The sequence below is a fragment of the Pseudomonas oplopanacis genome, assembly GCF_057128725.1.
The window spans coordinates 212,588-237,980 of record NZ_JBSKHV010000009.1; the positions used below are offsets into that span (position 1 = coordinate 212,588).

Consider the following 25,393-nt stretch of genomic DNA (forward strand, 5'->3'; position numbering starts at 1 on the left):
ATCGTGCGCGGATGATAAAAGTCTGGCGAACAATGCGCCAGACGCGGTCAGCGGCTCGCCGCCAGGGTAATCGACACCGATTCGGCGAATCGCAGGGCGTGAGGTTTATCGACTTCCACCTCGGCGTACAGCACCGACGTGTTGGCCATGACAAGATCGAGGATTTCCTGGGTCAGGCGTTCCAGCAGCGCAAATCGATTGCCTTCAACGTGGGCGATGATTGCCTTGGTGATGGTCCGGTAGTTCAGCGCGTGATCGATGTCGTTATCGCGCACCGCTTCCTGGGCCGCATACAGGATGCTCAGGTTGATCAGCACATCCTGCTTGTTGAGGATTTCATCCTCGTTGATTCCGATGTAGGTCCGCAGGCACAGGTCCTTGACCCGGATGCGTGCCATGCCTGGTTGAAGTTGTGGCATTACGACGTGCTCCGTCCAATCAATTGCAGGAACTCCTGACGGGTGTTGCTCGACTCGCGGAAGGCGCCGAGCATCACCGAGGTGTTCATGGTTGAATTCTGTTTCTCGACACCGCGCATCATCATGCACATGTGTTTGGCTTCGATGACCACCGCGACGCCTGCCGCGCCGGTCACCTGTTGCACCGCGTCGGCGATTTGCCGGGTGAGGTTTTCCTGGATTTGCAGGCGACGGGCGAACATGTCCACCAGTCGCGCAATTTTCGACAGGCCCAGCACCTTGCCCGTTGGAATATAAGCCACATGGGCCTTGCCGATGAAGGGCAGCAGGTGATGTTCGCAGAGCGAGTACAGCTCGATGTTGTCGACGATGACCATTTCATCGTTGTCAGAGGCGAAGAGCGCGCCGTTGACGATCTCTTCGACACTTTGTTCGTAGCCATGGCAGAGGTACTGCATGGCTTTGGCCGCGCGCGCCGGGGTGTCGATCAGGCCTTCGCGATCCGGGTTTTCACCGAGTCCGATGAGGATCTCGCGGTAGCTTTGGGACAGCGCGTTCTGGGGCAGGATCAGCGTCATGGAGCATCCTCGCGGGGCATCTTATTTGATGTGCCTTCCGCCATTGACGGTCAGGGTGGTGCCGGTGACATAGGGGTTGTCGAGCAAGTAGCGCAGGCTCTGGTAGATCACTTCGCTGCCAGGTTCGATGCCCAGCGCGGACTTGGCCAGCGCCTTGGCGCGGTAAGCCGCGTCGTCCTCGGGGTTGAACATTAGCAGGGCCGGCGCGATACCGTTGACCTTGATTGTCGGCGCGTATTTCGCAGCGAAGGACAGCGTCAGGCTGTCGAGCCCGGCTTTGCTGGCGCAGTAACCGATGTGCCGGCTGCTGCCCTTGCGCGTCACGTCATCGCTGATGTGCACAATGTCCGCCGGGTGAGAGCGTTGCAGCAAGTCGGCACAGTGCAGGTTGATCAGGTAGGGCGCAAGCATGTGCACGCTGAACATGCGGGTGAAGGCTGCAGCGTCGTTGTCCGGCGTTTCGCTCAGCCATTCGGAGGCGTTGTGGACAATCGCCCGCAGGCTGTCGGTGTGAGATTTCAGATCGGCAATGAACGCCAGGATCCCGGCTTCAGTGGAAAAGTCGGCAAACACTGCGATAGCGCCCAGATCGCGCAATGCCTGGACGCCGGGGCGCTCGCTGCGGTAGCTGAAGATCACCCGATGGCCGTCTTCAATCAAACGCTGCGCACAATGCAGTCCGACACGCTGGCCGGCACCGGTGATGAGGATGGGGGCTGCGGAAGAGGTCATGAACGGCTCGCGTCGCGGTAAGAGCAAAACTATACCAGCGACGGGAGGCGTGTACCTAGGTTGGTGACGGCTTAGCGGTTCTGCGTGGAAGGCTGGACGGTCAATGGCCGTGCCGGTGTGCTGTTCAGCCAGTTGGCCAGCAGACGGGTCGACAAGGGAATGAAGAAGTAGACCATCAACGGCGTCAGGCACAGCGTGCTGACAAGCACCCGTGGCAGCAGGCTCACTTCGTTCAGCAAAGGCCCCAGGATAAAGTTGAACAACAGGGACACCGGAAAGAACGCCAGCCAGATCGCCACGGCCTGTTTCCAGCGTGGCGGGCGCTGACCGACCGCGCCGAACCAGCCTTCGATGCCGCTGACGCGATGTTCCGTCTTGTGGGCGAACAGGTCAATGCCACGCGCCAGCCACGCAGTGCGCGACGCTGAGTGTTCCCAGGCGTGCATGGTCTGCTCATCGGCAAAGCGGAAAATAATCTGGAATTCGTCATCGTCGGGCGGCGGAGCGAGCACACCAGAGCCGAGATAACCGGGAAAATCGGTAGCCAACTGTTCGCCTTCGCGCAACCAGGCCATCAGGTCTTGATAGCGCCCTTCGGCAACGCGGCGTGCAACCATCAGCGTGACGGGTGAGGTAGACATCATGTATCTCCGTAGACGTTTGCGTTACACCGGGTAGGCGTTTCGCCAGGCACAGCTCCGGGGTGGTGGGCTGCGACTTGAGACAAGCAAGGATTATTCCTGAAATTGACTGATATACCAGCGACTTTCGTCGATAACAGGTGTTGAACAGTAATGGGGCATAGGAGTTAGAATGGGATCCAATTTTTGTGCGACGGACGTACATTGCCCAATGCCTGTCCTGACTGACGTTCCTTCTGCTTCCAAGGCAAATCTTTCCGTCGATCGCGAAGATCTGTTTCCTATTCGCGAGGTGGCACGGCTGACGGGTATCAACCCGGTTACGCTGCGTGCCTGGGAGCGGCGTTACGGTCTGATCCAGCCCACGCGCACTGAAAGTGGGCATCGCTTGTACTCGATGGCCGATATCGAGCGCGTTCGCAGCATCCTTGGCTGGATCGAGCGCGGTGTCGCGGTCAGCAAGGTTGGCAAGATCCTGGCCAAGATCGAGCCGCTCAAGGCGCTGGCGCAGATCATTCCCAACGAACTCGTTCACGCTGATTACGAGCAATGGCAGGAACAAGTCGTGGCCGCGGTGAAGGCCTTTGACGAGGTTCGGCTGGAGCAGGTTTATGGGCAGATCTTCTCCAGCTATCCGCTCTCAGTGGTCTTTGAGGACATATTGCTGCCGGTCTGGAAGCGATTGCTGCAGCACTATGAAGCCTTCGGCCTGACGAGCAAATGGCTATTTCTGGACGGCTTTTTACGTTCTCGAGTGCTGCAGCGGCTGCTGCTGGTGCGTGTCATGCAACCGCGTCGAATCATCGTCTGTGGCTTGGCCGACCAAGCCCGTGAACTGGAAGTCCTGGTCACCGCGCTGTACTTGAGCAGTGTCGATTCGGCGATTCAGTTGCTGGCGATTGGTCAGCCCTTCGATGAGTTGACTCTGATCTGTGAACGGGTCAAACCCCAGGCCTTGGTGTTGGTGTCCAATCACGCGCCGACCGCAGAATTGCCTCGGCGGCTGAATCGCCTGGCCATGAGTCTGGATTGTCAGTTGTTGCTCGCCGGTGATGCGTCGGAACTGGCTCAGGAAAGCCTGGCCGGTTCGTCGATCGGTTGTCTGGGGAATGAGGGAACGGTGATGCGCCAGCGTCTGAAACAGTTCCTGGCGGGAAATCTGGATACCTGAGTTTCAGATATGTAGGGCGGGGTGTGTCAGGCGATGTTGCTGAAGGATGTACTGGCGCAGACGTTCGGTTTCGTCCTTGTCAGACTGACTCAATTCGTAGGCGTAAAAACCCTGTTCGGTTTCACGCTCAAAGCTGCCGCGCAATGCAATCCGTTCATAGCCTGAGGGGCTGAACCACAAGGCAAAATGCTTGGGTGGCTTGGTCTTGTTACGCACTTCCAGCAAAACCCCTTTGCACGACACTTCATGCACAAACATTGTGCCTGGTTGGCCTTTGGCATTCTCCAGCGCCACCGGCTCTTCCAGAACCAGGCGCCAAGGACGAACCATCGGTCCGTCTTCGTAAATGCTTGGCACACCCAGACGCAAATGCAGCGCATGAAATTCATCTTCCACCAGGTGCAGGGGGAAGGTCATTTGCTGGTTTTCGAAATTGGCCTGGATGGTGACTTGCTCATGAGCGGCGAGGCGCGTGAGCAAATCACGTATCTGCGAACCACCGTTGACGAGCAGGCTCGACGTCGCATCCCGCACATTGAGCTGCGGGTTGTGTTGCATGGTCTGGATGAAATCCAGCTCATCCTGAGTGAGGAGTGCGTCGCGCTGCATGGCTTGCTCGAAAGATATAGTTACAAAGTCATTGGTGATTGTAGTTAATGACACTTAATTCGCAGTTTTGTTTGCGCCGTTCGTCGCTTTCAGCGCAGATAGTTCAGCAAGCGCTTCGGCCAACTGGGTTTCCAGTTGCACAACGCGCTGCTGCGCTTTGACTTGAATGGTGACGTCCTTTTGCACGCCGACGAAGTAAGTCTGCCCGTCGCTCGGGTTTTTCACCGTCGACAGCGAGAGTTCATTCCAGAAAGGCGTGCCGTCCTTGCGGTAGTTCCTGAGGATTTCCCGGCAGGATCCTTCCTTGTCCAACGCGTCGCGTATGGTTGGAAGCGCTTCCTGATCGCGGTCGCCGGACTGCAAGAAACGACAATCCTGATAGAGGATTTCTTCGCTGGTGTAACCCGTGAGTCGTTCGAACGCCGGGTTGACGTAAATCAGGATGTTGTCCAGCTCGCCTTCCTTTTCGGCAATCACGATGCCGTCGTTGGAAGCGTTGATCACCATTTGCAGCAGTTGAGCATTGATCATCGGAGAGTCCTTTCCGGTTTGATGGTGTGTTGCATTCTAAAAGAACAATGCAGGTCCTGCTGTTAATATCCGGTCTTTCACTCAGTTCCAGGATCAGATTGATGAAAGTCGCCATTATTTCCGGCTCGGTGTACGGCACGGCTGAAGAAGTCGCCCGTCACGCCGCAAGTATTTTGAATGCCGCCGGTTTTGAAACCCTGCACAACCCGCGCGCGTCACTGGCCGATGTCCTGGCGTTCGAACCGCAAGCGTTTCTGGCGGTGACGTCGACCACCGGCATGGGTGAATTGCCGGACAACCTGCAACCGTTGTATTCGATGATTCGCGATCAGTTGCCCGCCGCCTGGCGCGGTCTGCCGGGAGCGGTCATCGCCCTGGGCGATGCGAGCTACGGCGATACTTTCTGTGGCGGCGGCGAGCAAATGCGCGAACTGTTCGGTGAGCTGGGGCTGCGTGAAGTTCTGCCGATGCTGCGCCTGGACGCCAGCGAAACGGTGACCCCGGAAACCGATGCCGAGCCCTGGCTGGCAGAATTGGTCAGCGTTTTGCGCGGGAGATGAAGCTCGTCATACTTCTGACGAGATCGCTGAATCTGTGCGCTACAGGGTTACTGGCGTCGGTCCTTTGACATGGATCCAGGCTCATTGCGTCACTGACTCGCTAGGCCATCAAGCTGGCTGCCAATGCAACTACACGAAGACTGGGGGCTGACTAGACTGCTGTGACGACAGCACAACAATAAGAACAGGAGGTCTTGCCGTGAATGTTGCTCCCGTCCAGTCGCCCCACAGCATCAAAGGTCAGGTCAGTGCCGCCGAGTGGCAAACTCGCGTCGATCTGGCGGCTTGTTATCGTTTGGTCGCCGCGCATGGTTGGGACGATCTGATCTTTACGCACATTTCGGCCAAGGTGCCGGGCACCGAAGATTTTCTGATCAACCCGTTCGGGCTGATGTTTCACGAAATCACCGCGTCAAGCCTGGTCAAGGTCGATCAGGCCGGCAACAAGCTGATGGACAGTCCTTACGAGATCAACCCGGCGGGTTACACCATTCACAGTGCCGTGCATGAGGTTCGTCACGATGTGGTTTGCGTGTTGCACACCCACACCGCCGCAGGTGTTGCGGTCTCGGCGCAAAAGCAGGGCATTCTGCCGATCAGCCAGCAATCCCTGTTTGTCCTGTCCAGCCTGGCTTACCACGCGTATGAAGGCGTGGCGCTGAACCATGAAGAAAAGGCACGCCTGCAAGCCGATCTCGGTGAAAACAATTTCCTGATGCTGCACAACCACGGTCTGCTGACCTGTGGCGGCACCATCGCCGATACGTTTCTGATGATGTTTACCTTCCAGCGCGCCTGCGATATCCAGGTGCTGGCACAGAATGGCGGCGCCGAATTGATCGCCATCGAACCGCAGATTCTGGCGGGCGCCAAGGCGATGATCGCCGGCGTGACGAAAAGCGCTCAAGGGATGGGTGGCGCGCTGGCCTGGCCGGCGCTGCTACGCAAACTCGATCAACAAGACCCGGGTTATAAACTCTAATGCCACTCGCCGAGATCCCCCTGTGTGTCTGGCGCAAACGCGGCCAGACGTTCGTATTCCGTGGCCAGACCATTCGCTATTGGACGGCCGGGCAAGGTGAGCCGCTGTTGCTCATCCATGGCTTTCCGACCGCCAGTTGGGACTGGCATTACCTGTGGCAACCACTGGCACAGCGCTATCGGGTGATTGCCTGCGACATGCTCGGTTTCGGCGACTCTGCCAAACCGGTGGACCACGAATACAGCCTGCTCGAACAGGCCGACTTGCAACAGGCGTTGCTGGCGCATTTGAGTGTCACGCAACCGGTGCACGTACTGGCTCACGACTATGGCGACAGCGTGGCGCAGGAACTGTTGGCCCGGCATTACGAAACCCGCGTTCACCTGGCCAGTTGTGTGTTCCTCAACGGTGGCCTGTTTCCCGAAACCCATCGTCCGCTGCTCGCGCAAAAACTGCTGCTCAGCCCCTTGGGCTGGATGATTGGCCGCGCCTTCACACGTGACGCGCTGGTGAAGAGCTTTCGGCAGATTTTCGGGCGGATGACCCGACCGACTGAAAGTGAAATGGATGATTTCTGGGGGCTGGTCGACAGCAACCATGGCCCACGAATCATGCACAAGCTCATCACCTATATCCCTGAGAGGCGGGTTCATCGCGAGCGTTGGGTGGGTGCCATGCAGCGCGCAGAAGTGCCGTTGCGCGTGATTGATGGCGAGGTCGATCCGATCTCCGGTGCACATATGGTCGCGCGCTATCGTGAGCTGATTCCCAACCCGGACACGGTCCTGCTGGCCGAGATTGGCCATTACCCACAGACCGAAGCCCCGGTGCAGGTGCTCAAGCATTACCTGGAGTTTCGCGATCGGCTGATTTTGCCGCCGCGCAAGTTCGCGTACTCCTGATTATCCCCCTGCCTTATCGGGCACCATTCAGCCTCACCCCTGTTCATTGTGACCAGCAGCGCCGTGCCTGACACTCGGGCTTATTGTCCCTGGCCTGCTGGAGTTCCTCCCATGAATGAGTCTGTGCGCTTCGAAGATAAAGTCGTGATCGTCACCGGTGCAGGCGGCGGCCTGGGCCGGGCACATGCGCTGCTGTTCGCCAAGCAGGGCGCCAAAGTGCTCGTTAACGATCTCGGCGGGTCGGCGCAAGGCGAGGGCGCCAACGCGTCCGCAGCAGACCGCGTAGTGGCCGAGATTCGTGAGGCCGGCGGCATTGCCGAAGCCAACCATGATTCCGTCACCGACGGCGACAAAATCGTCCAGCACGCGCTCGATGTTTTCGGCCGTGTCGATGTAGTGGTCAACAACGCCGGAATTCTGCGCGACAAGACCTTCCACAAAATGGACGACGCCGATTGGGACCTGGTTTACCGCGTCCACGTCGAAGGCGCCTACAAAGTCACCCGCGCTGCCTGGCCGCACATGCGCGAGCAAAACTATGGCCGCGTCATCTTCACCGCTTCGACCTCCGGCATCTACGGCAACTTCGGCCAGTCCAACTACGGCATGGCCAAACTCGGCCTCTATGGCCTGACGCGCACCCTCGCCATCGAAGGCCGCAAGAACAACATTCTGGTCAATGCCATCGCACCGACTGGCGGCACGCGCATGACCGAAGGCCTGATCCCGCCGCAAGTGTTCGAACAACTCAAACCGGAACTGGTCAGCCCGCTGGTGGTGTATCTGGCCAGTGAAAACTGCAAGGAGACTTCCGGGCTGTTCGAAGTCGGCGGCGGCTGGATGGGCAAGGTGCGCTGGGAGCGTAGCCTGGGCGCCGGGTTCGATCCACGGGTGGGATTCTCGCCGGAGGATGTAGCGGCGCAGTGGGAGCAGATTTGTGATTTCGAGGGCGCGGCGCATCCGAAGGACAATATTGAAGCGCTGAAGGAAATGATGGGGAATTTGCAGAAGTATTCGCTTTGATGGAGGCCGGCAAGGTCACAGTTGATGACCTTGCTGGTGCTTAGTGTTCTGGGCTGCAACGGTTATCAAGGAAAATACTTGCGAACCAATGCGGCCAGATTCGCCGCCGTTTGCGCATCCATGATTCCATCGTATGTTTCAGGGCGGAAGTGCAACTGAAAGGTTCGAACCAGTTGCGTGAAACCTTGATCGGTAGACGCATTTGAAACGTCATACCCATAGGTTTTGAACAGTTTGAGTAATTCGGTTCGGGCTGGAGTGCCGGTTTCACTGTATTGCTGCAGATAGGCATCACGGGTGGCGTCGTCGAACCAGGCACCAATGCCTTTCAAATACAGGGCATGCCAGGGAAATTTGGGCCCCGGGTCGCTCTTGCGGCCGACCGCAACGTCAGAGTGGCCCAGGACATGGGTCGGACTGATATCCGGATAGCGCTCAAGGATGTTCAGCGCCAGTTGTTCAATCGCGGCAATTTGTTCTGGCTGATACGGCGGGAAATTGAACACCCCTTGGCTGAACGTCGCCAGGTTAACGATTTCGACACCGATAGAGGTGTCATTCAGATTGCTGCGGTTACCCCACTGACTGACGCCCGCGTGCCAGGCGCGTTTGGTTTCGTCTACGAGGCTGAAGACTTCTTGCCCGGTGTAACCGGCGTTCAAGTAGCTCGGATCGGTAATGTCCGGAACCAAATAGTGGGCGCTGACATTCGGGCCGGTCAATGCATTGACCGAACTGGAGAAGTTGCCGGCCGTGTAGTGGAAGATCAGAAAGCGTACTCGGCTGTTGGAACTCTGGGTGGCGTGGAGTTTGTTGTAGATGATGGGTTTCATGAAAAACGGCTCGTGGTTAATTAAGTTGAAGTCAGCACGTAATGAGAGTTAGTGGCTGAGCTGTCATTAACCTTAATGCGTGGGGCGCTTTGTGTGTTTACAGAAGCTTGTAGTCGCTTTCCGAAAGATGTGTAAGTAGTGGGAGTCTGGGGGGTGGAGTTAGAGATTTGGAAGTGGAGTCAGGCACGTATGCCTGCTCCACTGTTTTATTTTCTATTCTTCTATTTTGAAGCCGGGTTTGCCGTTGGCGGCTCGCCATTGTTTTATGGCTTTCATAACGCCGGTTGGACTGTCCTCAACACCCGGCTCTGGATAGTACAAAATTCCAGTTCCGTTGGGGTGCTCTGAAGTACTTACGATATTGTCGACGATCGCGTCGTGTTCTTTCTCCGATGAGTAATCGCCTTCAACTAATCGGTTTATAAGGCTCATAAATTCGGATTCTGTATATTCTTCAAATTTATCTTTAAAAGTCATTTTAATTATCTCCTTTTTTGGAGTGGGTCTCGATGTGTTGCCTTGGTGTTAATACTTGGAGATTATCTAGATCGTAGACCGAACCACCTTCACTGATTGGCTGGATATGGTGGATTTCAAATTTTTGCCGTTTGCCCACCTGCTCTGTTGGGTGAGCGCTTGGCGATAGTCCCTTTCGAATATCAAATTTGTTGAACAGGGTAAATTGTTCAAGCAAAACCTCTTCATTTGCTACGGCCTTCCAGAATTCCCTGCGAAACGCTTTGAAACTCGAAAACTCCCTCCCTCGAAGTTTATCCGCAATCTGCTTGGGAATCGGTGCGCCATCTCGTGTTGACGCTACTCCCACCCAGTTTCCCGAAACGGACTGTCCGGAACCACTGGCAACACCGGGTTCACTCCGTCGATCCCTGAACATCGTGAAGACCGGAGGAAGCCCCGACTCAGCCGGGAAGACTGTGATAAACCCACCAAAGCTGTACAAATCCAGCTCTGGAAATTCATCGAGCCTTCCTTCCAAAGCGGTCAGGCTGGTGCCGTCGTAAACGGCAGTGTTCCGTTCGATGGCAGGGAGGGTGGTTGATGCGTTGTTCGGCGTGACGATCGGCGTCCAGGTCATACCGATGGATGGGGCATCCGGGTTGTAAGACCTGTAGGCATTAACGGCAGTATCGTAAGTGGCGAGTCGCACCGGAACGTTGCCAGGCAGCGTTGTGTCGTTTGTGGCAGCGACAAAGAACTCGGTTATGTTCCCCGCTGTTCTGGAGCCGATCGCCACTGCCAGCCTGGCGTCTCCATTGACCTGGGCAATGGCATACAAGTCATCTGCATTGACCTGTGCGAAATCCGAGAGCGGGATGCTAAAGGCGTGGAGATCCTCGGGCTGGTACTCCGAAAGCGCGAGGCTCCAGGCATGGAAGTTGTCAGGGACAAGTTTCGAAAGCGGGGTGCTCAGTTCACGGCTTTCACCGTCAGCCAGCGGCGAGGGGAACAGGAGTGCTGCAAATCCCACTAGTACGGCGCTTGCAACTGCGGTGCCTGCCGTTGTTACTGCGCCAACTGCGGCGTGCAGTGCGACCCTGACGGCCTGGGTTGTCGCTACGCCAGCGGCGAGACGTCCCGCTGCCAAGGTGAACACCGGACCGGCTGCGGCAGACCGGCCTGATATGGGAAACGGCCGACTGGCTTTGGCGGCTTCCCACGATTCGAACATCGCAACCATCGCTCTGAATCGTTCGAGCTCTTGCGCATTCTTTTTGGCATCGGCTTCCTTTCTTTCTTTTTCTTCTTGTTGTTCTTTTTTTTCACGTGCCTTTTCTTCCTGCCGTTTGGCCTCGGCTTGTGCTTCTAGAAGAGCCCGTTCCGCAGCGACTTGCTGCGCTGCCGCTTGCGCCGCAACCCGCGCTTGTTCCGCCGCCAATTGCCGTGCATTTTCCAATGCGGCAAGTCGCGCTTGCTCACGAGCCCGGGCCGCAGCTTCTTCATTTATGCGCACCAACTCAGCGGCGGCCCTTTGTGCTTCTTCATTCGCTTGAACAACCCTGAGGAAGTTCTGCACATCAACGGTTCGCTGGTTGAGCGACTGGAGTGTTTGAGACAACAATCTTGCGTCGTAACCTGCCCTCAAAGATTGAGTCCACGCCTGCATGGCAATGCCGTTCGACGTTGGACGTTTTTCCATCGTCGTGGCTTTTTTCATGAAATCATTGATATTCCGGTTAAACGGATCACCCGAATAGAAAGCATTGGCAGTCGCAGTTTTACTGTGAAACTCCGCGGCTTTTCGTTGTGTCAGTGTGTTAAGTACTCCCAGTTCCCGAATGATCGATTGCGAAGGTGGAAGTGGATCGGTGGGACCTTCAGTTCTAACGGAGGCCAGTTCGGCTTCGATCGATTGAGGTAATTGACTGAACCTGGCCTGGTATTCCTGTTCCAGCGCTTTGGTTGTGCGTTGGAGTGTGAGCAGGTTTTGATTAAAGGCGCTGAGGCCGTGGCCGAGCGGTCCATCTACCAGTACTTTTGATGTTCGCGGTGCGGGAATCATGTGGTCGGGTGCGATGCCCTTTATTTCGAGAGGCGTTTCAAAATTAAGAAAACCTGGCCCTGATTGGCTGGAATGGTTAGGTGGCTTTTGCATATTCATATCCTTTTGAATGTGCATATGGATTGAGAAATAACGTATTGCTGGTCATTAAAAAATGAATGCCGGTTATTTCGTCGTGCCATTAAAAGTTACAACGGAAATCGAAAGTGTGGGTCCGAGAGGTGCGTCAGTTTTTACATAAAGATTCGAGAGAAATTTCGATCAGGCAGGATTAAACGCAGGATTATCTTTCGCGTAATGAGATGTTTCTTATGCTGTTACAGGAAACATCCTGCAGGAATCTCGCCCATAAAAAAGGCCGCTGCAAACGCAGCGGCCAAGTAAGACGTTGGATCAGGAGCTACAAATCAACGTCTGTGTACACGGGGTGATCAATCGAAAAAGCGTCGACTCATCTGGATTCTGTTGTCAATGGCGTGGGTTGATCACACCGCCATGGCTTCGTGCTGTCCGGCGGATCACCGTGACAGCCCGGCAAGAATAAGCCGTTGAGCCCAAAGGAAAAATAGCGATTCGCGACATGCAGTGTTGCAGCCTGGGTAACAGTCCCTGCTCGACACACTCCTGTAGTTGCAGCCTCGCGTTGCTACAAGTCGGCATTCACCTGTCCCATGCGTCTGACTGATAACCCTTCATCCAGCCCATTCATGCCCGGCGCAAAGCCGCGGCCCGTCTGGCCATTCATCCTTAAGAGGTACACCGCGAATACCTCCTTGGTGCGCTTATCGCTCTTCGGTTGCGGCAGTAGGGTGGGGCCTTCTGTCACTCACCGGGGAAGACGCATGACAAAAACAACAATGCGCGCCATCTTCAAACCGCAAGCGCTGGCCGCTGCGGTGGCCTTGGGTTGCTGTGCCCAGGCGCAGGCTGTTTCATTCAATATCGGCGAGATCGAGGGCACGTTTGACTCCTCACTGTCCGTCGGCGCGAGTTGGGGCATGCGCGATGCCGAGAAATCGTTGGTGGGCACCGTCAACGGCGGGACCGGGCAGTCGTCGACCGGTGATGACGGGCGGCAGAACTTCGGGAAGGGAGAAACCTTTTCCAAAATCGTCAAGGGCATCCACGACCTCGAACTGAAGTACGGCGACACTGGAGTGTTCGTGCGGGGCAAGTACTGGTACGACTTCGAATTGCAGGATGAAGATCGTCCGTTCAAACAAATCAGTGACCACGGCCGCAAGGAAGGCGCCAAGTCTTCCGGCGCGCAAATCCTCGACGCCTTCGTTTATCACAACTACTCCATCGCTGAACTTCCGGGCAGCGTGCGCGCCGGCAAGCAAGTGGTGAGTTGGGGTGAAAGTACCTTCATCGGCAACTCGATCAACAGCATCAACCCGGTTGACGTTTCTGCGTTTCGTCGTCCGGGTGCCGAGATCAAGGAAGGCTTGATTCCGGTGAACATGCTGTACGTCTCCCAAGGCCTGACGGATCAGCTCTCGGTCGACGGGTTCTACCAACTGGAGTGGGACCAGACCGTTCTCGACAACTGCGGGACGTTCTTCGCTGTCGACGTAGCGGCGGATGGTTGCAACAACAACTACACCGTCGGCAGCCCCGCGATTGCGCCGTTGGCGCCGGTGGCAGCCGCGTTCGGCCAGCCGATTCTAGTGACCCGCGAAGGTGTGGTCGTTCCTCGCGGCGGCGACCGCGATGCGCGGGACTCCGGGCAGTGGGGCACCGCGTTGCGCTGGCTCGGTGATGATACCGAGTACGGCCTGTACTTCATGAACTACCACAGCCGCACACCGACGGTGGGCACTGTCACGGCTGGCGCGTCGACGCTGGCCAGCCTGCCGGGCATGGTCGGCATCGCCAACCGCCTGGCCCCCGGTAGCGGTGCGGGGCTGGCGCAGAGTGTGATGCTCGGTCGTGGCCAGTACTACCTCGATTACCCGGAAGACATTCGTCTGTATGGCGCGAGCTTCTCCACCACCTTGTCGACCGGTACGGCGTGGAGCGGCGAGATCAGCTATCGCCCTAACGCCCCGGTACAGGTCAACACCAACGACCTGACCCTGGCCTTGATCAACCCGATTGCCGGCGGTGCCGCATCACCGATTGCCACGACGCCTGGCGCTGATAACAAAGGCTACCGCCGCAAGGAAGTCACGCAGATCCAGAGCACCCTGACGCAGTTTTTCGACCAGGTACTGGGCGCGCAACGACTGACTGTGGTGGGCGAAGCGGCCGTGGTTCACGTCGGTGGCCTGGAGGGGCGTAGTCAATTGCGTTACGGCCGCGACTCGGTCTACGGCCAGTACGGTTTCGGGGGCGACACCGAAGGCTTTGTCACCTCGACCTCGTGGGGCTACCGCGCCCGGGCGATCCTCGATTACGCCGACGTATTCGCCGGGGTCAACCTCAAGCCCAACTTGTCCTGGTCGCATGACGTTTCCGGCTACGGCCCCAACGGCCTGTTCAACGAAGGCGTCAAGGCGGTCAGCGTCGGCGTCGATGCCGACTATCGCAACACCTATACCGCGAGCCTCAGTTACACCGACTTCTTTGGTGGTGACTACAACGTCCTCGAAGACCGCGACTTCGTGGCGCTGAGCTTCGGCGTGAACTTCTGATCTGGCTGAGAAGGATGATTTCAATGCGCAAGATGATTCTGCAATGCGGCGCCCTGGCCCTGAGCTTGCTGGCTGCCAACGTGATGGCGGCGGTGTCGCCGGATGAAGCCAACAAACTCGGCACCAGCCTCACGCCGCTGGGGGCCGAGAAGGCCGGCAACGCTGACGGCTCGATTCCGGCCTGGACCGGTGGCATTCCAAAAAATGCGGGTGCGGTGGACAGCAAAGGCTTTCTCGCCGACCCGTTCGCCAGCGAAAAACCGCTGTTCGTGATCACTCCGGCGACCGTCGACAAGTACAAGGACAAACTGTCGGAAGGCCAGGTGGCGATGTTCAAGCGCTACCCGGAAACCTACAAGATCCCGGTCTACCCGACCCACCGCACCGTGGCCGTGCCGCCGGAAATTTTCGAATCGGCCAAGCGCAGTGCACTGAACGTGAGCACCATCAACGACGGTAACGGCCTGGCCGGTTTCACCGGCAATCGCTACTACGCGTTCCCGATTCCCAAGAACGGCGTCGAAGTGCTGTGGAACCACATCACCCGTTACCACGGCGGTAACGTCAAACGCATCATCACCCAGGTGACCCCGCAAACGAACGGCAGCTACACGCCGATCCGCTTTGAGGAAGAAATCGCCGTCCCGCAGCTGATGAAGGACCTGGACGCGGACAAATCCGCCAACGTGCTGACCTTCTTCAAACAGTCGGTTACTGCGCCGGCGCGTCTGGCCGGTAACGTGCTGCTGGTGCACGAAACCCTCGATCAGGTGAAGGAACCGCGTCTGGCGTGGATCTACAACGCCGGCCAGCGTCGTGTACGTCGCGCTCCTCAAGTAGCCTATGACGGTCCGGGCACTGCCGCTGACGGTCTGCGCACCTCCGACAACTTCGACATGTTCTCCGGTGCGCCGGATCGCTACGATTGGAAACTGATCGGCAAGAAGGAAATGTACATCCCGTACAACAGCTACAAACTCGACTCGCCGAGTCTCAAGTACGACGACATCGTCAAGGCCGGCCACATCAATCAGGACCTGACCCGTTATGAACTGCACCGCGTCTGGGAAGTGGTCGGCACGGTCAAGCCGAGCGAGCGCCACATCTACGCCAAGCGCCACATGTACATCGACGAAGACAGCTGGCAAGTGGCGCTGGCGGATCACTACGACGGTCGCGGCCAACTGTGGCGAGTGGCCGAAGGGCATGCTCAGTATTACTACGATCACCAGGCCCAGGCGTACACGCTGGAAGCGCTCTACGACATCATTGCCGGCCGGTACATCGCGCTGGGGATGAAGAACGAAGAGAAGCACAGTTTCGAGTTTGGTTTCGAAGCCAAGATCGCCGACTACACGCCATCGGCGTTGCGTGCGGAGGGGGTTCGTTAAGGGCTTTATCCATTCACCGTGCAAAAGGCGACCGATGGGTCGCCTTTTTTATGGCTGTCGATCAACGTCCTGAATACTTCTCAACAAGCGGGTTAGACAGGTCTAGGGTGGCCTCACAACTATAAAAAGGCACGCTGCAATGACCGCCATGACTCCGTGTCTGGACCGCTCCGGATTCCTGCCCCGTCTGTCCTCTCATCACCTGTCGCGTGAGCGCTTGAGCGACCCATTGCTGGCGTCGACCGCACGGGTGAAATTGATCTGCGCCCCCGCTGGCAGTGGCAAGTCGGCGCTGCTTGCCGACTGCCTGTTGCAGGCGCCGCCGCAGTGCCGGGTGTGCTGGTTGCCGCTGTCGGGCATCGCCATGAGCGTCGAGGATTTTTGTCTGCGCGTGGCTGAGGCATTGGGACTGGCGTCATCGGAGGAGACCGCGCTACTTGCCGCGCTGGCCCGAGTGCAATCGCCGACCTGGCTGTTTCTGGACGATTATTGCCGCGTCCCCAATCCAGAACTCGACCAACTGCTGGACCGCATGCTGGCCGTCAGCAGCCCGATGTTGACCTGGTGGCTGGGGACTCGCCGTCGCCCGCAATGCAACTGGCCACGGTTGCTGCTCGATGACGAACTGTACGAATGTGAGCGCTCGACGCTGGCCTTCAAACAAAGTGAAATTGCCTCGTTGTTGCATCACCTGACGCCGGTCGATGCCAACACCGCCGCCAGCAAGATCATCCAGCGCAGCGGCGGCTGGTGCGCCGGGGTGCGCGTGGCGTTGCTGCAAAAATGCGACTGGTCGCGCAGCGATTCACTTCACGGTCGAGCGGACACGTTACTCGATTACCTCGAACACGAACTGTTCACCAGTCTGACCCCGGAGTTGACCGAGGTCTGGCGGGTGCTCGCGCATTTGCCACGATTCAATGCACGGCTGTGCGATCACCTGTTTGGTGTGGGTGAGGGCGCGCAATGCCTCAAGACCTTGCAGGAGTTGGGGTGCTTTATCGAACCGTGGCAGGCGTCGGCCGACTGGCTGCAGATTTTCCCGCCGTTCACGCAATTGATGCGTGATGAACAATGGCCGGCCGGGCGCTCCTGGCATCGTCGCGCCTGCCAGTGGTTCGCCGCTGAACTGGATTGGAAAGCGGCTTTCGAGCAGGCCCTGCTGGCCGAAGAATTTGAGGTCGCGGTCAGCCTGTTGCAGCACTTCAGTTTCGAGCACTTGTTCGAGGAACAGACGGTCGTGCTGTTGCTGCGTTTGTATGAGCATCAAGGCGCAGAGCTTATGTTCGGCTCCCCACAATTGGTCGGCTTGATCACCGCGGCATTGCTGTTTGCCGGGCGATTCGAGCAAGCCGCCGTTTGCATCGAACAGTTGTCGCGCTTTACCCCGCAACCCTCGGCGGTACAGCAGCGGCAACTGATCGCACGATGGCAGGCGCAACAGGGTTGGTTGCTGCATTTGCAGGGGCGTATGGAGGGCTCGAGGGCACATTTTCTTGAGGCGCTGAGCGAGCTTTGTCCAGGCCTGTGGACCGTGCGCTTGATGTGCCTGTCGGGTTTGACGCAACAGGCCCTGCTGCGGGGCGAACTCGATGTGGCGCAGGCGTTGAATCGCGAGGCGCTGTGCCTGGCGCGTGCGCAGGGCTCGCTGGTGTTCGAAGGGCTGCTGGAACTCGATCATGCGCAATTGCTTGAACAGCGTGGCGCTCCCCAGCGTGCCGAAAGCCTGCTCGCGAACATTCATGAATTGCTCAATCAACCCGTCGAGCGACCTGTGCCATTGCTGGGTCGAATCGCGCTGCGTCGTGGTCGGCTCGCACTCTGCCAAGGAAACGATGAACGCGCCGAGGCGTTCTTTCACGCCGGCCTGGAACAGTGTTTGCGCAGCCACGACAAACGCGTGCTTTACGGCTTTCTCGGTCTTGCCCAGTTGGCGGCTAACCAGCGTGACTATGCCCAGGCGTTCGTCTTGCTGCGCGATGCCGAGAGGCTGATGCAGCAACGGCATATTCCGGACACGGTCTATCGCGGCGTGCTGCTGCAAGTCAGTAGCCATTTCTGGTTGCAACAGGGGCGTGCCGAACTGGCGTGCGAAGCCTTGAGTCGTGTGCTCAAGCACTATCGCGGACCTCAGGCGCGGCAGGCGCCCCCGGCCACGCTTGAGCTGATCCCGCGTATCGAATACCTGTTGATCATCGCAAGGTTTCGGACTGAGCCGGATACGGGCGAGGCGGCAGCACAACTTGAGTCATTGATGAAGCTGGCGCAGGCGCAAGGCATGTGGATGCTCGCGACCGAATTGCAATTGGCCCTGGCTGAAGTGCTGTGGCTAGAAGGCCAAACCACGAAGGCGATTGATGTATTGCAGGAGGGCTTGCGCAACGTGACACGGTATCAGGCGCATCAAGTGCTCAATGAGTTGCGCCAGCGTCAGCCGTTATTGTTTGTCGACGAACAGGCTTCTCTAGAGTCGTGTCATCAGCCGTGCGGTCGTGCAGATACAGCGGAAACCTTGAGTCAGCGTGAACTGCAAGTCTTGAAGCTGGTGGCCCTCGGTCATTCCAATCAAGAAATTGCAGATACGCTGTTTATTTCTTTGCATACGGTTAAAACCCACACCCGGCGTATACATGGAAAGTTGCGGGTAGAAAGACGCACGCAAGCCGTGGCGAAGGCCAAGGCGTTAGGGTTGTGGGGTTGAAACTGAAGGTAGCGGCAATGATTGATCGCCGATCAGCGACTGACCTCGTCGGCTTGATACCCCATCCGCCAACTCACCGCCCGTGTCGCCGCCAGCAAACGCTGCGCCGCCGGGCCGTTTTCGTCGGCGTGAAACAACGAGGTCGGGCCGACAATGGTCATGACCGCCGCGACGTTTCCGACTGCATTGAAGACCGGTGCTGACAAGGCGTCGACACCGGGCATCAGCAAGCCATGCACATGGTGCAAGCCGCGTTCGCGGATCTGTTCGCACAAGCTCGCGTAGGCCTGATCGTCCGCCAAAATGTGATCGGCGGCGTTTTGCAGTTCCTGTTCGCGCAAATCCACTGTTTCGCGCTTGGGCAGAAACGCGCCGAACACCAGGCCGGTGGATGAACTGAGCAGCGGCAACACCGAGCCCAACTGCGTCACCACCGTCACTGCGCGCACAGCCGGTTCGATGTGCACCACGGTCGCCCCTTGATTGCCCCACACCGCCAGAAAGCAGGTTTCATTCAATTCATCGCGCAACTCGGCCAGGGGCAGGGCGCCGACTTTCAGCACGTCCATACTGTTGAGTGCAGCGAGCCCCACCCGCAAGGCTTCGCGACCGAGACCGTAATGGTTGGTGGCCGGGTTCTGCTCGGCAAAACCGCTCGCAATCAGCGCCTGCAAATAGCGGTGAACCTTGCTCGCCGGCATCTGCACGTGTTCGGCCAGGCGCGACAGGGAGGTCGAGGGCGACAACTCGGCCAAGGCCTTGAGGATGTCGGTGCCGACCTCGGCCGAGCGGACTTTCTGTTTGTCGTTGTTGCGCGGCGTTTCCATGGAGGCGGTCTGATCCCGGGACGAATGGGCGTCTTTATAGCTTGACGGTCAATACCAATCAAATTACGTTATGCGTAATCAGATTACGATAAAAATAACCCAGGCGTGCCGAACCTCTGCAACAGAGTGACAGGCCATCGCCTAGTCCCCGTTCAGGAGGCTCCATGAACCCTGATTCAACCGCGCCAGCGCTGGTCTATCAGTCCGGCTTCGGCAACGAATTCAGCAGTGAAGCGCTGCCCGGCGCACTGCCCGTCGGCCAGAACTCCCCGCAAAAAGCCCCGTATGGCCTCTACACCGAATTGTTCTCCGGCACCGCGTTTACCATGCCCCGCAGTGAAGCCCGGCGTACCTGGATGTACCGCATTCAGCCATCGGCCAATCACCCGGCGTTCGTCAAACTGGAGCGGCAACTGGCCGGCGGCTCATTGGGTGAAGTGACCCCCAATCGCCTGCGCTGGAACCCGCTGGAGATCCCGACCGAACCGACCGATTTCATCGACGGGCTGGTGAGCATGGCGGCCAACTCGGGCGCGGAAAAACCGGCCGGGATCAGCATCCATAGCTATCGCGCCAATCGTTCCATGGAGCGCGTGTTCTTCAACGCCGACGGCGAAATGTTGTTGGTGCCTGAGCTGGGGCGTTTGCGCATTGCCACTGAGCTCGGCGTGCTGGAGCTGGAGCCGCTGGAGATCGCCGTGCTGCCGCGCGGGCTGAAATTCCGTGTCGAACTGCTCGACCCGCAAGCGCGCGGTTACATCGCCGAGAACCATGGCGCACCGCTGCGTCTGCCAGACCTGGGGCCGATCGGCAGCAATGGCCTGGCCAACCCGCGGGACTTCCTGACGCCGGTTGCGCACTACGAACACCTCAAGCAACCGACCACCCTGGTGCAGAAATTCCTCGGCCAGTTGTGGGGTTGTGAGCTCGATCATTCGCCGCTGAACGTGGTCGCCTGGCATGGCACTAACGTGCCGTACAAATATGACCTGCGCCGTTTCAACACTATTGGCACGGTCAGCTTCGATCACCCGGACCCGTCGATTTTCACGGTCCTGACCTCGCCGACCAGCGTCCACGGTTTGGCCAACCTGGACTTCGTGATCTTCCCGCCGCGCTGGATGGTCGCCGAGAAAACCTTCCGTCCGCCGTGGTTCCACCGCAACCTGATGAACGAATTCATGGGCCTGATCCAGGGCGCCTACGATGCCAAGGCCGAAGGCTTCGTGCCCGGCGGTGCTTCCTTGCACAGCTGCATGAGCGCTCACGGCCCGGACGGCGAAACCTGCACCAAGGCGATCAACGCTGAGCTGGCGCCAGCGAAAATCGACAACACCATGGCCTTCATGTTCGAGACCAGCCAGGTATTGCGCCCGAGCCGTTTCGCCCTCGATTGTCCGCAACTGCAAACCAATTACGATGCATGCTGGGCCACGCTGCCCGCCACTTTCGACCCGACCCGGAGATAACCCATGACTCAGACTTCCATCACTCGTAGCTGGGTTGCCTCCGCCAACGGCCACACGGATTTCCCGCTGCAAAACCTGCCATTGGGCGTGTTCAGCGTGAACGGTTCGGCCCCGCGTAGCGGCGTGGCGATTGGCGAGCATATTTTTGATCTGGAGGCGGCGCTGGACGCCGGCCTGTTCGACGGCGCAGCCAAAGCGGCTGTTGAAGCCACCCGTGGCGGCCAGTTGAATGCTTTTTTCGAACTCGGTCGCGAAGCTCGTGTTGCCCTGCGTGAGCGCTTGATCGAACTGTTCAAGGAAGGCAGCACCCTGCACGGCAAGATCGAAGCCCAAGGCGCAAAACTGCTGCCATTGGCGGCTCAATGCACGATGCACCTGCCGGCGAAAATCAACGATTACACCGACTTCTATGTGGGCATCGAGCACGCACAAAACGTCGGCAAACTGTTTCGCCCTGACAATCCGCTGTTGCCGAACTACAAGTACGTGCCGATCGGCTACCACGGTCGCGCCTCGACCATTCGCCCGTCGGGCACCGATGTTCGTCGTCCGAAAGGACAGACCTTGCCGGCCGGTCAGACCGAACCGACGTTTGGTCCGTGCGCGCGTCTGGATTACGAACTGGAATTGGGCATCTGGATTGGCCAGGGCAATGAAATGGGCGACTCGATCGCCATCGGTGACGCCGCCGATCACATTGCCGGTTTCTGCCTGCTCAACGACTGGTCGGCGCGGGATATCCAGGCCTGGGAATATCAGCCGCTAGGCCCGTTCCTGTCGAAAAGCTTCATCACCAGCATCTCGCCGTGGGTCGTCACCGCCGAAGCGCTGGAGCCGTTCCGTCGCGCCCAGCCTGCGCGCCCTGAAGGCGATCCGCAGCCGCTGCCGTACCTGTTCGACAAGCGCGACCAGGCCGCTGGCGGTTTCGACATCGAGCTGGAAGTGCTGCTGCTCACCGAAGGCCTGCGCGAGCAAAATCTGCCGGCCCATCGCCTGACGCTCAGCAACACACAGCACATGTACTGGACCGTGGCGCAAATGGTTGCGCACCACAGCGTCAACGGCTGCCAGTTGCAGGCCGGCGACCTGTTCGGTTCGGGCACGTTGTCCGGTCCGCAAAACGGTCAGTTCGGCAGCCTGCTGGAAATCACCGAGGGCGGTAAAAAGCCGATCGAACTGGCATCGGGCGAAGTGCGTAAATTCCTTGAAGACGGCGACGAGATCATCCTGCGTGCCCGTTGCAGCCGTGAGGGTTTCGCGTCCATCGGCTTCGGCGAATGCCGCGGCAAAGTACTGCCGGCGCGTTAAGAGGATCGAGTGATGGAACTCTATACCTACTACCGTTCGACCTCGTCGTATCGGGTGCGTATTGCACTGGCGCTCAAGGGCCTGGATTACCAGGCCTTGCCGGTCAACCTGATTGCACCGCCAGGTGGCGAACATCGTCAGCCGGCCTACCTGGGCATCAACCCGCAAGGCCGGGTGCCGGCCTTGCGCACGGAGGAAGGCGAGCTGTTGATTCAATCGCCGGCGATCATCGAATACCTCGAAGAGCGTTATCCACAGGTACCGCTGCTGTCCAAAGACCTTGCTGCCCGCGCGCATGAGCGCGGTGTGGCGGCGGTGATCGGTTGCGATGTGCATCCGCTGCACAACGTCAGCGTGCTCAACAAGCTGCGCCAGTTGGGCCATGACGAACCGCAAGTGGTGGAGTGGATCGGGCACTGGATCAGCCAAGGGTTGGCGACGGTGGAGCAGTTGATCGGGGATGAGGGTTATTGCTTTGGCGATGAACCGGGATTGGCGGATGTCTATCTGATTCCTCAGCTGTATGCGGCCGAGCGATTTAACCTCTCCCTCGAAGCGTATCCACGGATTCGCCGGGTGGCGGCGCTGGCAGCCACGCATCCCGCGTTCATCAAGGCTCACCCGGCCAACCAGCCAGACACCCCATAAAGCCTCACCCGATCAAAATGTGGGCGCGGGCTTGCTCCCACATGTTTGATTTCGGCATGGCCTGGATTCATGTCTGCCATCGATCCCAGTGGGAGCGAGCCTGCTCGCGAAGGCGGTGTTGACTGATACACCGCTATCGCGAGCAGGCTCACTCCTACAGGGGGTCAATGGACGATCGAATTGGGCGGCAGGTGCCCCAGGCGTTCGGTCAGGCGGATTCGCTGGATCGGGTCGTCGCTGAGTAACAGCGCATGCTCCAGATCGAAGCGCTCGGCATTCGGGCAGTCCAGGCGCTGATAGAGGCTGGCCCGGGCCAGGTAATCGGCGGCGCTGGCGTTGCCCAGTTCCAGCACGCGTTCGGCATCGATCAGCGCGCCAATGTAGTCATCGTGGGAGAGGTGCAGTTGACGCAGGTTTCGCGACAGGCGTTGCAGCATCTGCACCGGGTCTGCCGTCAGTAAATGGTCGGCGCCGAGTTTCAAGTTCGGGCCGTATTGGCGTTGCAGCAGTTCCCGGCAGTCGTTGGGGTACAACCGGCGTCCGCCACAAGGGTCCAGCAGGTGATCCGCACCCGGCACCCGCAGCAGGAAGTGCCCCGGGAAGTTGACCCCCACCAGCGGGATCTCCAGACGCTTGGCCAACTCCAGCGCAATCAGCCCAAGGGACAACGGCTGGCCGCGCCGCAGTTCCAGCACTTTATTGAGCAAGGCCACTTGTGGGCGCAACGGCGTGAAGTCGTCCTGCGCGAACCCCAGGTCATTCATCCGCCGCAACAACGGCTGGGCCAGTTCGCTGACCGGTAACATCGGCAGGCCATAGCTGACTTGCTGTGTCAGGTCGCTGAAGTCGGCCAGCACGGCTTCGGGATTCAGCCGTGAGTCGTGCTCGACCGCCATCCACAGCGCCGCTTCGAACAGCGCGGGCGGTGAACGTTGCAGGCAATCGAAGAAGCGTTGGCGGGGCGTCATCAAAATCTCCGGCGGATGCCTCGTTTTAGCCCCGTCTCCGACATTCGTCCAGTGCTGCACACATCCGGTTTCAGGTTATGTCTAAAAGCCTGCAACGTAGCGCCGCTTATTCCGGTGCGCTTCTGCAATTTTTGGGCGCAAGCCTATACTGGCGACTACAAGAAGTGATTCGGGAGCCCCACGATGTTCGCTCTCATGCAAAGCACTCGCCTTGAATCGCTGCATCTGAGCGTCGACCCGGTCACCGGGTTGAAGGCGGTCATTGCCATTCATAACAGCCGGCTCGGGCCTGCCCTGGGTGGTTGTCGTTACCTTGCCTACCCCAGCGACGAATCCGCGGTCGAGGATGCCATACGCCTGGCGCAAGGCATGAGTTACAAGGCGGCACTGGCCGGGCTCGCCCAGGGCGGCGGCGTGGCGGTGATTGTTCGCCCGATCCATGTGGAAAATCGCGGCGCGCTGTTCGAAGCGTTCGGACGCTGTATCGATCAGCTCGACGGTCGCTACATTACTGCGATCGACAGCGGCACCTCGGTGGCGGACATGGACTGCATCGCCCAGCAAACCCAACACGTCACCAGCACCACGTCGGCAGGCGACCCCGCGCCGCATGCCGCCATGGGGGTGTTCACCGGTATTCGAGCAACCGCGATGGCCCGCCTGGGCAGCGATAACCTGGAAGGGCTGCGGGTGGCCATCCAGGGTTTGGGCAACGTCGGTTATGCGCTCGCCGAACAACTGCACGCGGCTGGCGCGGAACTGCTGGTCAGCGATATCGATCACGGCAAGGTGCAATTGGCGATGGAGCAATTGGGCGCTCACCCGATTGCAAACGAAGCATTGCTCAGCACACCGTGCGACATCCTCGCGCCGTGCGGCCTGGGCGGCGTGCTCAACAGCCACACCGTGACACAACTGCGTTGCTCGGCTGTGGCCGGCTCTGCGAACAATCAACTGACGCACCTGGAAGTCGCCGATCAACTGGAGCGGCGGGGAATTCTGTATGCGCCGGACTACGTGATCAATTCCGGGGGGCTGATCTACGTTTCGCTCAAGCATCGGGGCGAAGAGCTGACGACCATCACCGCGCATCTGTCGAAAATCGCCTCACGGCTGACCGAAGTCTTCGCCCATGCCCAAGCGGAAAAACGTTCGCCGGCGCGGGTGGCGGACGAGTTGGCAGAGAAAGTGTTGTACCGCTGAGCGATTCTTTTATCCCGGACATGAAAAAGGCCCTGAGTCCTTCGACTCAGGGCCTATTCAATTCTGGCGTTACTTACTTCGGCGTCTTGGCCGCTTTGGCGGGCTTGGCCGGCGCCGGCTCAGCGGCTTCAACCGCCTCGTCAGGTTCAGCCTGTGCCACCACTTCAACCGGCGCATTCAGCAGTTCGGACAACGCATCCGGCTGGCTCTTGAATGCCTTGGCGAACACATCGCGATTCTTCGCCATGTAGATCCCGGCTTCTTCCACTTGCTGCTCGGTCAGGGACGGAACGGCTTTTTGCAACACTTCAGCCAGCAATTCAGCCAGTTCGAGCATTTTGTCATGACGGTCAGCTTCGGCTTTATCCATGAACAAGCGCTCCAGATCTCGGCTGCTGCGGTATACCACTTCGACGGCCATTCACCACCTCACATGCCTTCACATTAGTTGTCTGTTTCGACCACTGTATTTATATACAGCGAAAAGGATAAGCGAATCCCTGCGCTTTGGGTAGTGGCTTTTTAATGTAGACCGAAATTGGCGTTTGTCAGGTGGACCGTGTCGCACCCTTCGCGAGCAGGCTCGCTCCCACAGGGGGCGGTGCGGTTCTTGTGGGAGCGAGCCTGCTCGCGAAGGGGCCCGTCCAGACACCACAAAAGTGTCCAGTAGCAGCCCATCACCATCTCACCGAAAGCGACTGGCCTTTTTTCTGCATGCAGAACAACCGTCACGTCAATCC

At 58.6% G+C, this 25,393-nt stretch carries 23 protein-coding genes and 1 pseudogene; 12 read left to right on the forward strand and 12 right to left on the reverse strand.

Going from position 1 to position 25,393, the window contains the following annotated elements:
* Positions 1-47: 47 nt before the first annotated feature.
* From folX to ACWKV5_RS19270, 4 genes are all read right to left on the reverse strand, one after another.
* The gene (folX, locus tag ACWKV5_RS19255) at positions 48-419 is read right to left on the reverse strand and encodes a dihydroneopterin triphosphate 2'-epimerase (RefSeq protein ID WP_483842572.1); all 372 of its coding nucleotides are present in this window, start codon (positions 417-419) and stop codon (positions 48-50) included.
* Complete coding sequence (folE, locus tag ACWKV5_RS19260; RefSeq protein WP_483842573.1) at positions 419-997, reverse strand: GTP cyclohydrolase I FolE; 579 nt, start codon at positions 995-997, stop codon at positions 419-421. The genes folX and folE overlap by 1 nt, the downstream gene beginning before the upstream one ends.
* Positions 998-1,018: 21 nt before the next feature.
* Positions 1,019-1,729 carry a dihydromonapterin reductase gene (folM, locus tag ACWKV5_RS19265; protein ID WP_483842574.1) on the reverse strand — a complete coding sequence of 237 codons (711 nt, stop codon included), beginning with the start codon at positions 1,727-1,729 and terminating at the stop codon, positions 1,019-1,021.
* A 71-nt stretch (positions 1,730-1,800) separates the two neighbouring features.
* Positions 1,801-2,370 (reverse strand): antibiotic biosynthesis monooxygenase, encoded by a 570-nt coding sequence (locus ACWKV5_RS19270; RefSeq protein ID WP_483842575.1) that lies wholly within the window; start codon positions 2,368-2,370, stop codon positions 1,801-1,803.
* A gap of 211 nt (positions 2,371-2,581) precedes the next feature.
* Between ACWKV5_RS19270 and ACWKV5_RS19275 the strand changes: the two genes are divergently transcribed.
* The gene (locus ACWKV5_RS19275) at positions 2,582-3,541 is read left to right on the forward strand and encodes a MerR family transcriptional regulator (protein ID WP_483842576.1); all 960 of its coding nucleotides are present in this window, start codon (positions 2,582-2,584) and stop codon (positions 3,539-3,541) included.
* 3 nt (positions 3,542-3,544) lie between these two features.
* On the opposite strand, the gene ACWKV5_RS19280 is transcribed toward ACWKV5_RS19275, so the two are convergent.
* Entirely contained in the window at positions 3,545-4,150 is a 606-nt protein-coding gene (locus ACWKV5_RS19280; RefSeq protein ID WP_483842577.1) for a hypothetical protein, read from the reverse strand.
* Between the two features lie 54 nt (positions 4,151-4,204).
* Positions 4,205-4,681 carry a PAS domain-containing protein gene (locus tag ACWKV5_RS19285; protein ID WP_483842578.1) on the reverse strand — a complete coding sequence of 159 codons (477 nt, stop codon included), beginning with the start codon at positions 4,679-4,681 and terminating at the stop codon, positions 4,205-4,207.
* Between the two features lie 101 nt (positions 4,682-4,782).
* Between ACWKV5_RS19285 and ACWKV5_RS19290 the strand changes: the two genes are divergently transcribed.
* From ACWKV5_RS19290 to ACWKV5_RS19305, 4 genes are all read left to right on the forward strand, one after another.
* Positions 4,783-5,241, forward strand: coding sequence for a flavodoxin (locus ACWKV5_RS19290; protein WP_483842579.1), 459 nt, complete (start codon positions 4,783-4,785; stop codon positions 5,239-5,241).
* A 199-nt stretch (positions 5,242-5,440) separates the two neighbouring features.
* On the forward strand, positions 5,441-6,223 hold the full coding sequence (locus ACWKV5_RS19295) for a class II aldolase/adducin family protein (protein ID WP_483842580.1): 783 nt from the start codon (positions 5,441-5,443) through the stop codon (positions 6,221-6,223).
* Positions 6,223-7,125 carry an alpha/beta fold hydrolase gene (locus ACWKV5_RS19300; protein ID WP_483842581.1) on the forward strand — a complete coding sequence of 301 codons (903 nt, stop codon included), beginning with the start codon at positions 6,223-6,225 and terminating at the stop codon, positions 7,123-7,125. Before ACWKV5_RS19295 ends, ACWKV5_RS19300 begins: the two co-directional genes overlap by 1 nt.
* A gap of 111 nt (positions 7,126-7,236) precedes the next feature.
* The gene (locus tag ACWKV5_RS19305; protein ID WP_059181601.1) at positions 7,237-8,148 is read left to right on the forward strand and encodes an SDR family oxidoreductase; all 912 of its coding nucleotides are present in this window, start codon (positions 7,237-7,239) and stop codon (positions 8,146-8,148) included.
* A 65-nt stretch (positions 8,149-8,213) separates the two neighbouring features.
* Here the strand turns inward: ACWKV5_RS19305 and ACWKV5_RS19310 are convergent, their stop codons facing one another.
* The 3 genes from ACWKV5_RS19310 to ACWKV5_RS19320 all read right to left on the reverse strand — a co-directional run bounded on the left by ACWKV5_RS19310 (position 8,214) and on the right by ACWKV5_RS19320 (position 11,595).
* Positions 8,214-8,981 (reverse strand): N-acetylmuramoyl-L-alanine amidase, encoded by a 768-nt coding sequence (locus ACWKV5_RS19310; protein WP_483842582.1) that lies wholly within the window; start codon positions 8,979-8,981, stop codon positions 8,214-8,216.
* Positions 8,982-9,194: 213 nt separating this feature from the next.
* Positions 9,195-9,458 (reverse strand): bacteriocin immunity protein, encoded by a 264-nt coding sequence (locus ACWKV5_RS19315; protein ID WP_483842583.1) that lies wholly within the window; start codon positions 9,456-9,458, stop codon positions 9,195-9,197.
* A 1-nt stretch (position 9,459) separates the two neighbouring features.
* Complete coding sequence (locus ACWKV5_RS19320; protein WP_483842584.1) at positions 9,460-11,595, reverse strand: S-type pyocin domain-containing protein; 2,136 nt, start codon at positions 11,593-11,595, stop codon at positions 9,460-9,462.
* Positions 11,596-12,344: 749 nt separating this feature from the next.
* Between ACWKV5_RS19320 and ACWKV5_RS19325 the strand changes: the two genes are divergently transcribed.
* From ACWKV5_RS19325 to ACWKV5_RS19335, 3 genes are all read left to right on the forward strand, one after another.
* Complete coding sequence (locus ACWKV5_RS19325; RefSeq protein ID WP_483842585.1) at positions 12,345-14,138, forward strand: DUF1302 domain-containing protein; 1,794 nt, start codon at positions 12,345-12,347, stop codon at positions 14,136-14,138.
* Between the two features lie 23 nt (positions 14,139-14,161).
* Complete coding sequence (locus tag ACWKV5_RS19330; protein WP_483842586.1) at positions 14,162-15,529, forward strand: DUF1329 domain-containing protein; 1,368 nt, start codon at positions 14,162-14,164, stop codon at positions 15,527-15,529.
* A 139-nt stretch (positions 15,530-15,668) separates the two neighbouring features.
* Positions 15,669-18,230, forward strand: a complete 2,562-nt coding sequence (locus ACWKV5_RS19335) for a LuxR C-terminal-related transcriptional regulator (RefSeq protein ID WP_483842587.1) — start codon at positions 15,669-15,671, stop codon at positions 18,228-18,230.
* A 32-nt stretch (positions 18,231-18,262) separates the two neighbouring features.
* Here ACWKV5_RS19335 and ACWKV5_RS19340 read toward each other — a convergent pair whose 3' ends face one another.
* On the reverse strand, positions 18,263-19,057 hold the full coding sequence (locus tag ACWKV5_RS19340) for an IclR family transcriptional regulator (protein ID WP_483842588.1): 795 nt from the start codon (positions 19,055-19,057) through the stop codon (positions 18,263-18,265).
* Between the two features lie 164 nt (positions 19,058-19,221).
* Here ACWKV5_RS19340 and hmgA point away from each other — a divergent pair, with 164 nt between their 5' ends.
* The 3 genes from hmgA to maiA are packed head-to-tail and all read left to right on the forward strand — an operon-like array spanning position 19,222 to position 22,482.
* On the forward strand, positions 19,222-20,526 hold the full coding sequence (gene hmgA / locus ACWKV5_RS19345) for a homogentisate 1,2-dioxygenase (protein WP_483842589.1): 1,305 nt from the start codon (positions 19,222-19,224) through the stop codon (positions 20,524-20,526).
* A gap of 3 nt (positions 20,527-20,529) precedes the next feature.
* Positions 20,530-21,834 (forward strand): fumarylacetoacetase, encoded by a 1,305-nt coding sequence (gene fahA, locus ACWKV5_RS19350; RefSeq protein WP_483842590.1) that lies wholly within the window; start codon positions 20,530-20,532, stop codon positions 21,832-21,834.
* A gap of 12 nt (positions 21,835-21,846) precedes the next feature.
* Positions 21,847-22,482 (forward strand): maleylacetoacetate isomerase, encoded by a 636-nt coding sequence (gene maiA, locus ACWKV5_RS19355; RefSeq protein WP_483842591.1) that lies wholly within the window; start codon positions 21,847-21,849, stop codon positions 22,480-22,482.
* A gap of 164 nt (positions 22,483-22,646) precedes the next feature.
* Here maiA and ACWKV5_RS19360 read toward each other — a convergent pair whose 3' ends face one another.
* Positions 22,647-23,450 (reverse strand): SirB1 family protein, encoded by an 804-nt coding sequence (locus ACWKV5_RS19360; RefSeq protein ID WP_483842592.1) that lies wholly within the window; start codon positions 23,448-23,450, stop codon positions 22,647-22,649.
* 183 nt (positions 23,451-23,633) lie between these two features.
* Here ACWKV5_RS19360 and ACWKV5_RS19365 point away from each other — a divergent pair, with 183 nt between their 5' ends.
* A complete protein-coding gene (locus ACWKV5_RS19365; RefSeq protein ID WP_483842593.1) occupies positions 23,634-24,653 on the forward strand; it encodes a Glu/Leu/Phe/Val dehydrogenase family protein in 1,020 nt (339 codons plus the stop codon).
* A gap of 181 nt (positions 24,654-24,834) precedes the next feature.
* Here ACWKV5_RS19365 and ACWKV5_RS19370 read toward each other — a convergent pair.
* Positions 24,835-25,074 (reverse strand): annotated as a pseudogene (locus ACWKV5_RS19370) (YebG family protein); the annotation flags it as partial.
* Positions 25,075-25,393: the final 319 nt, after the last annotated feature.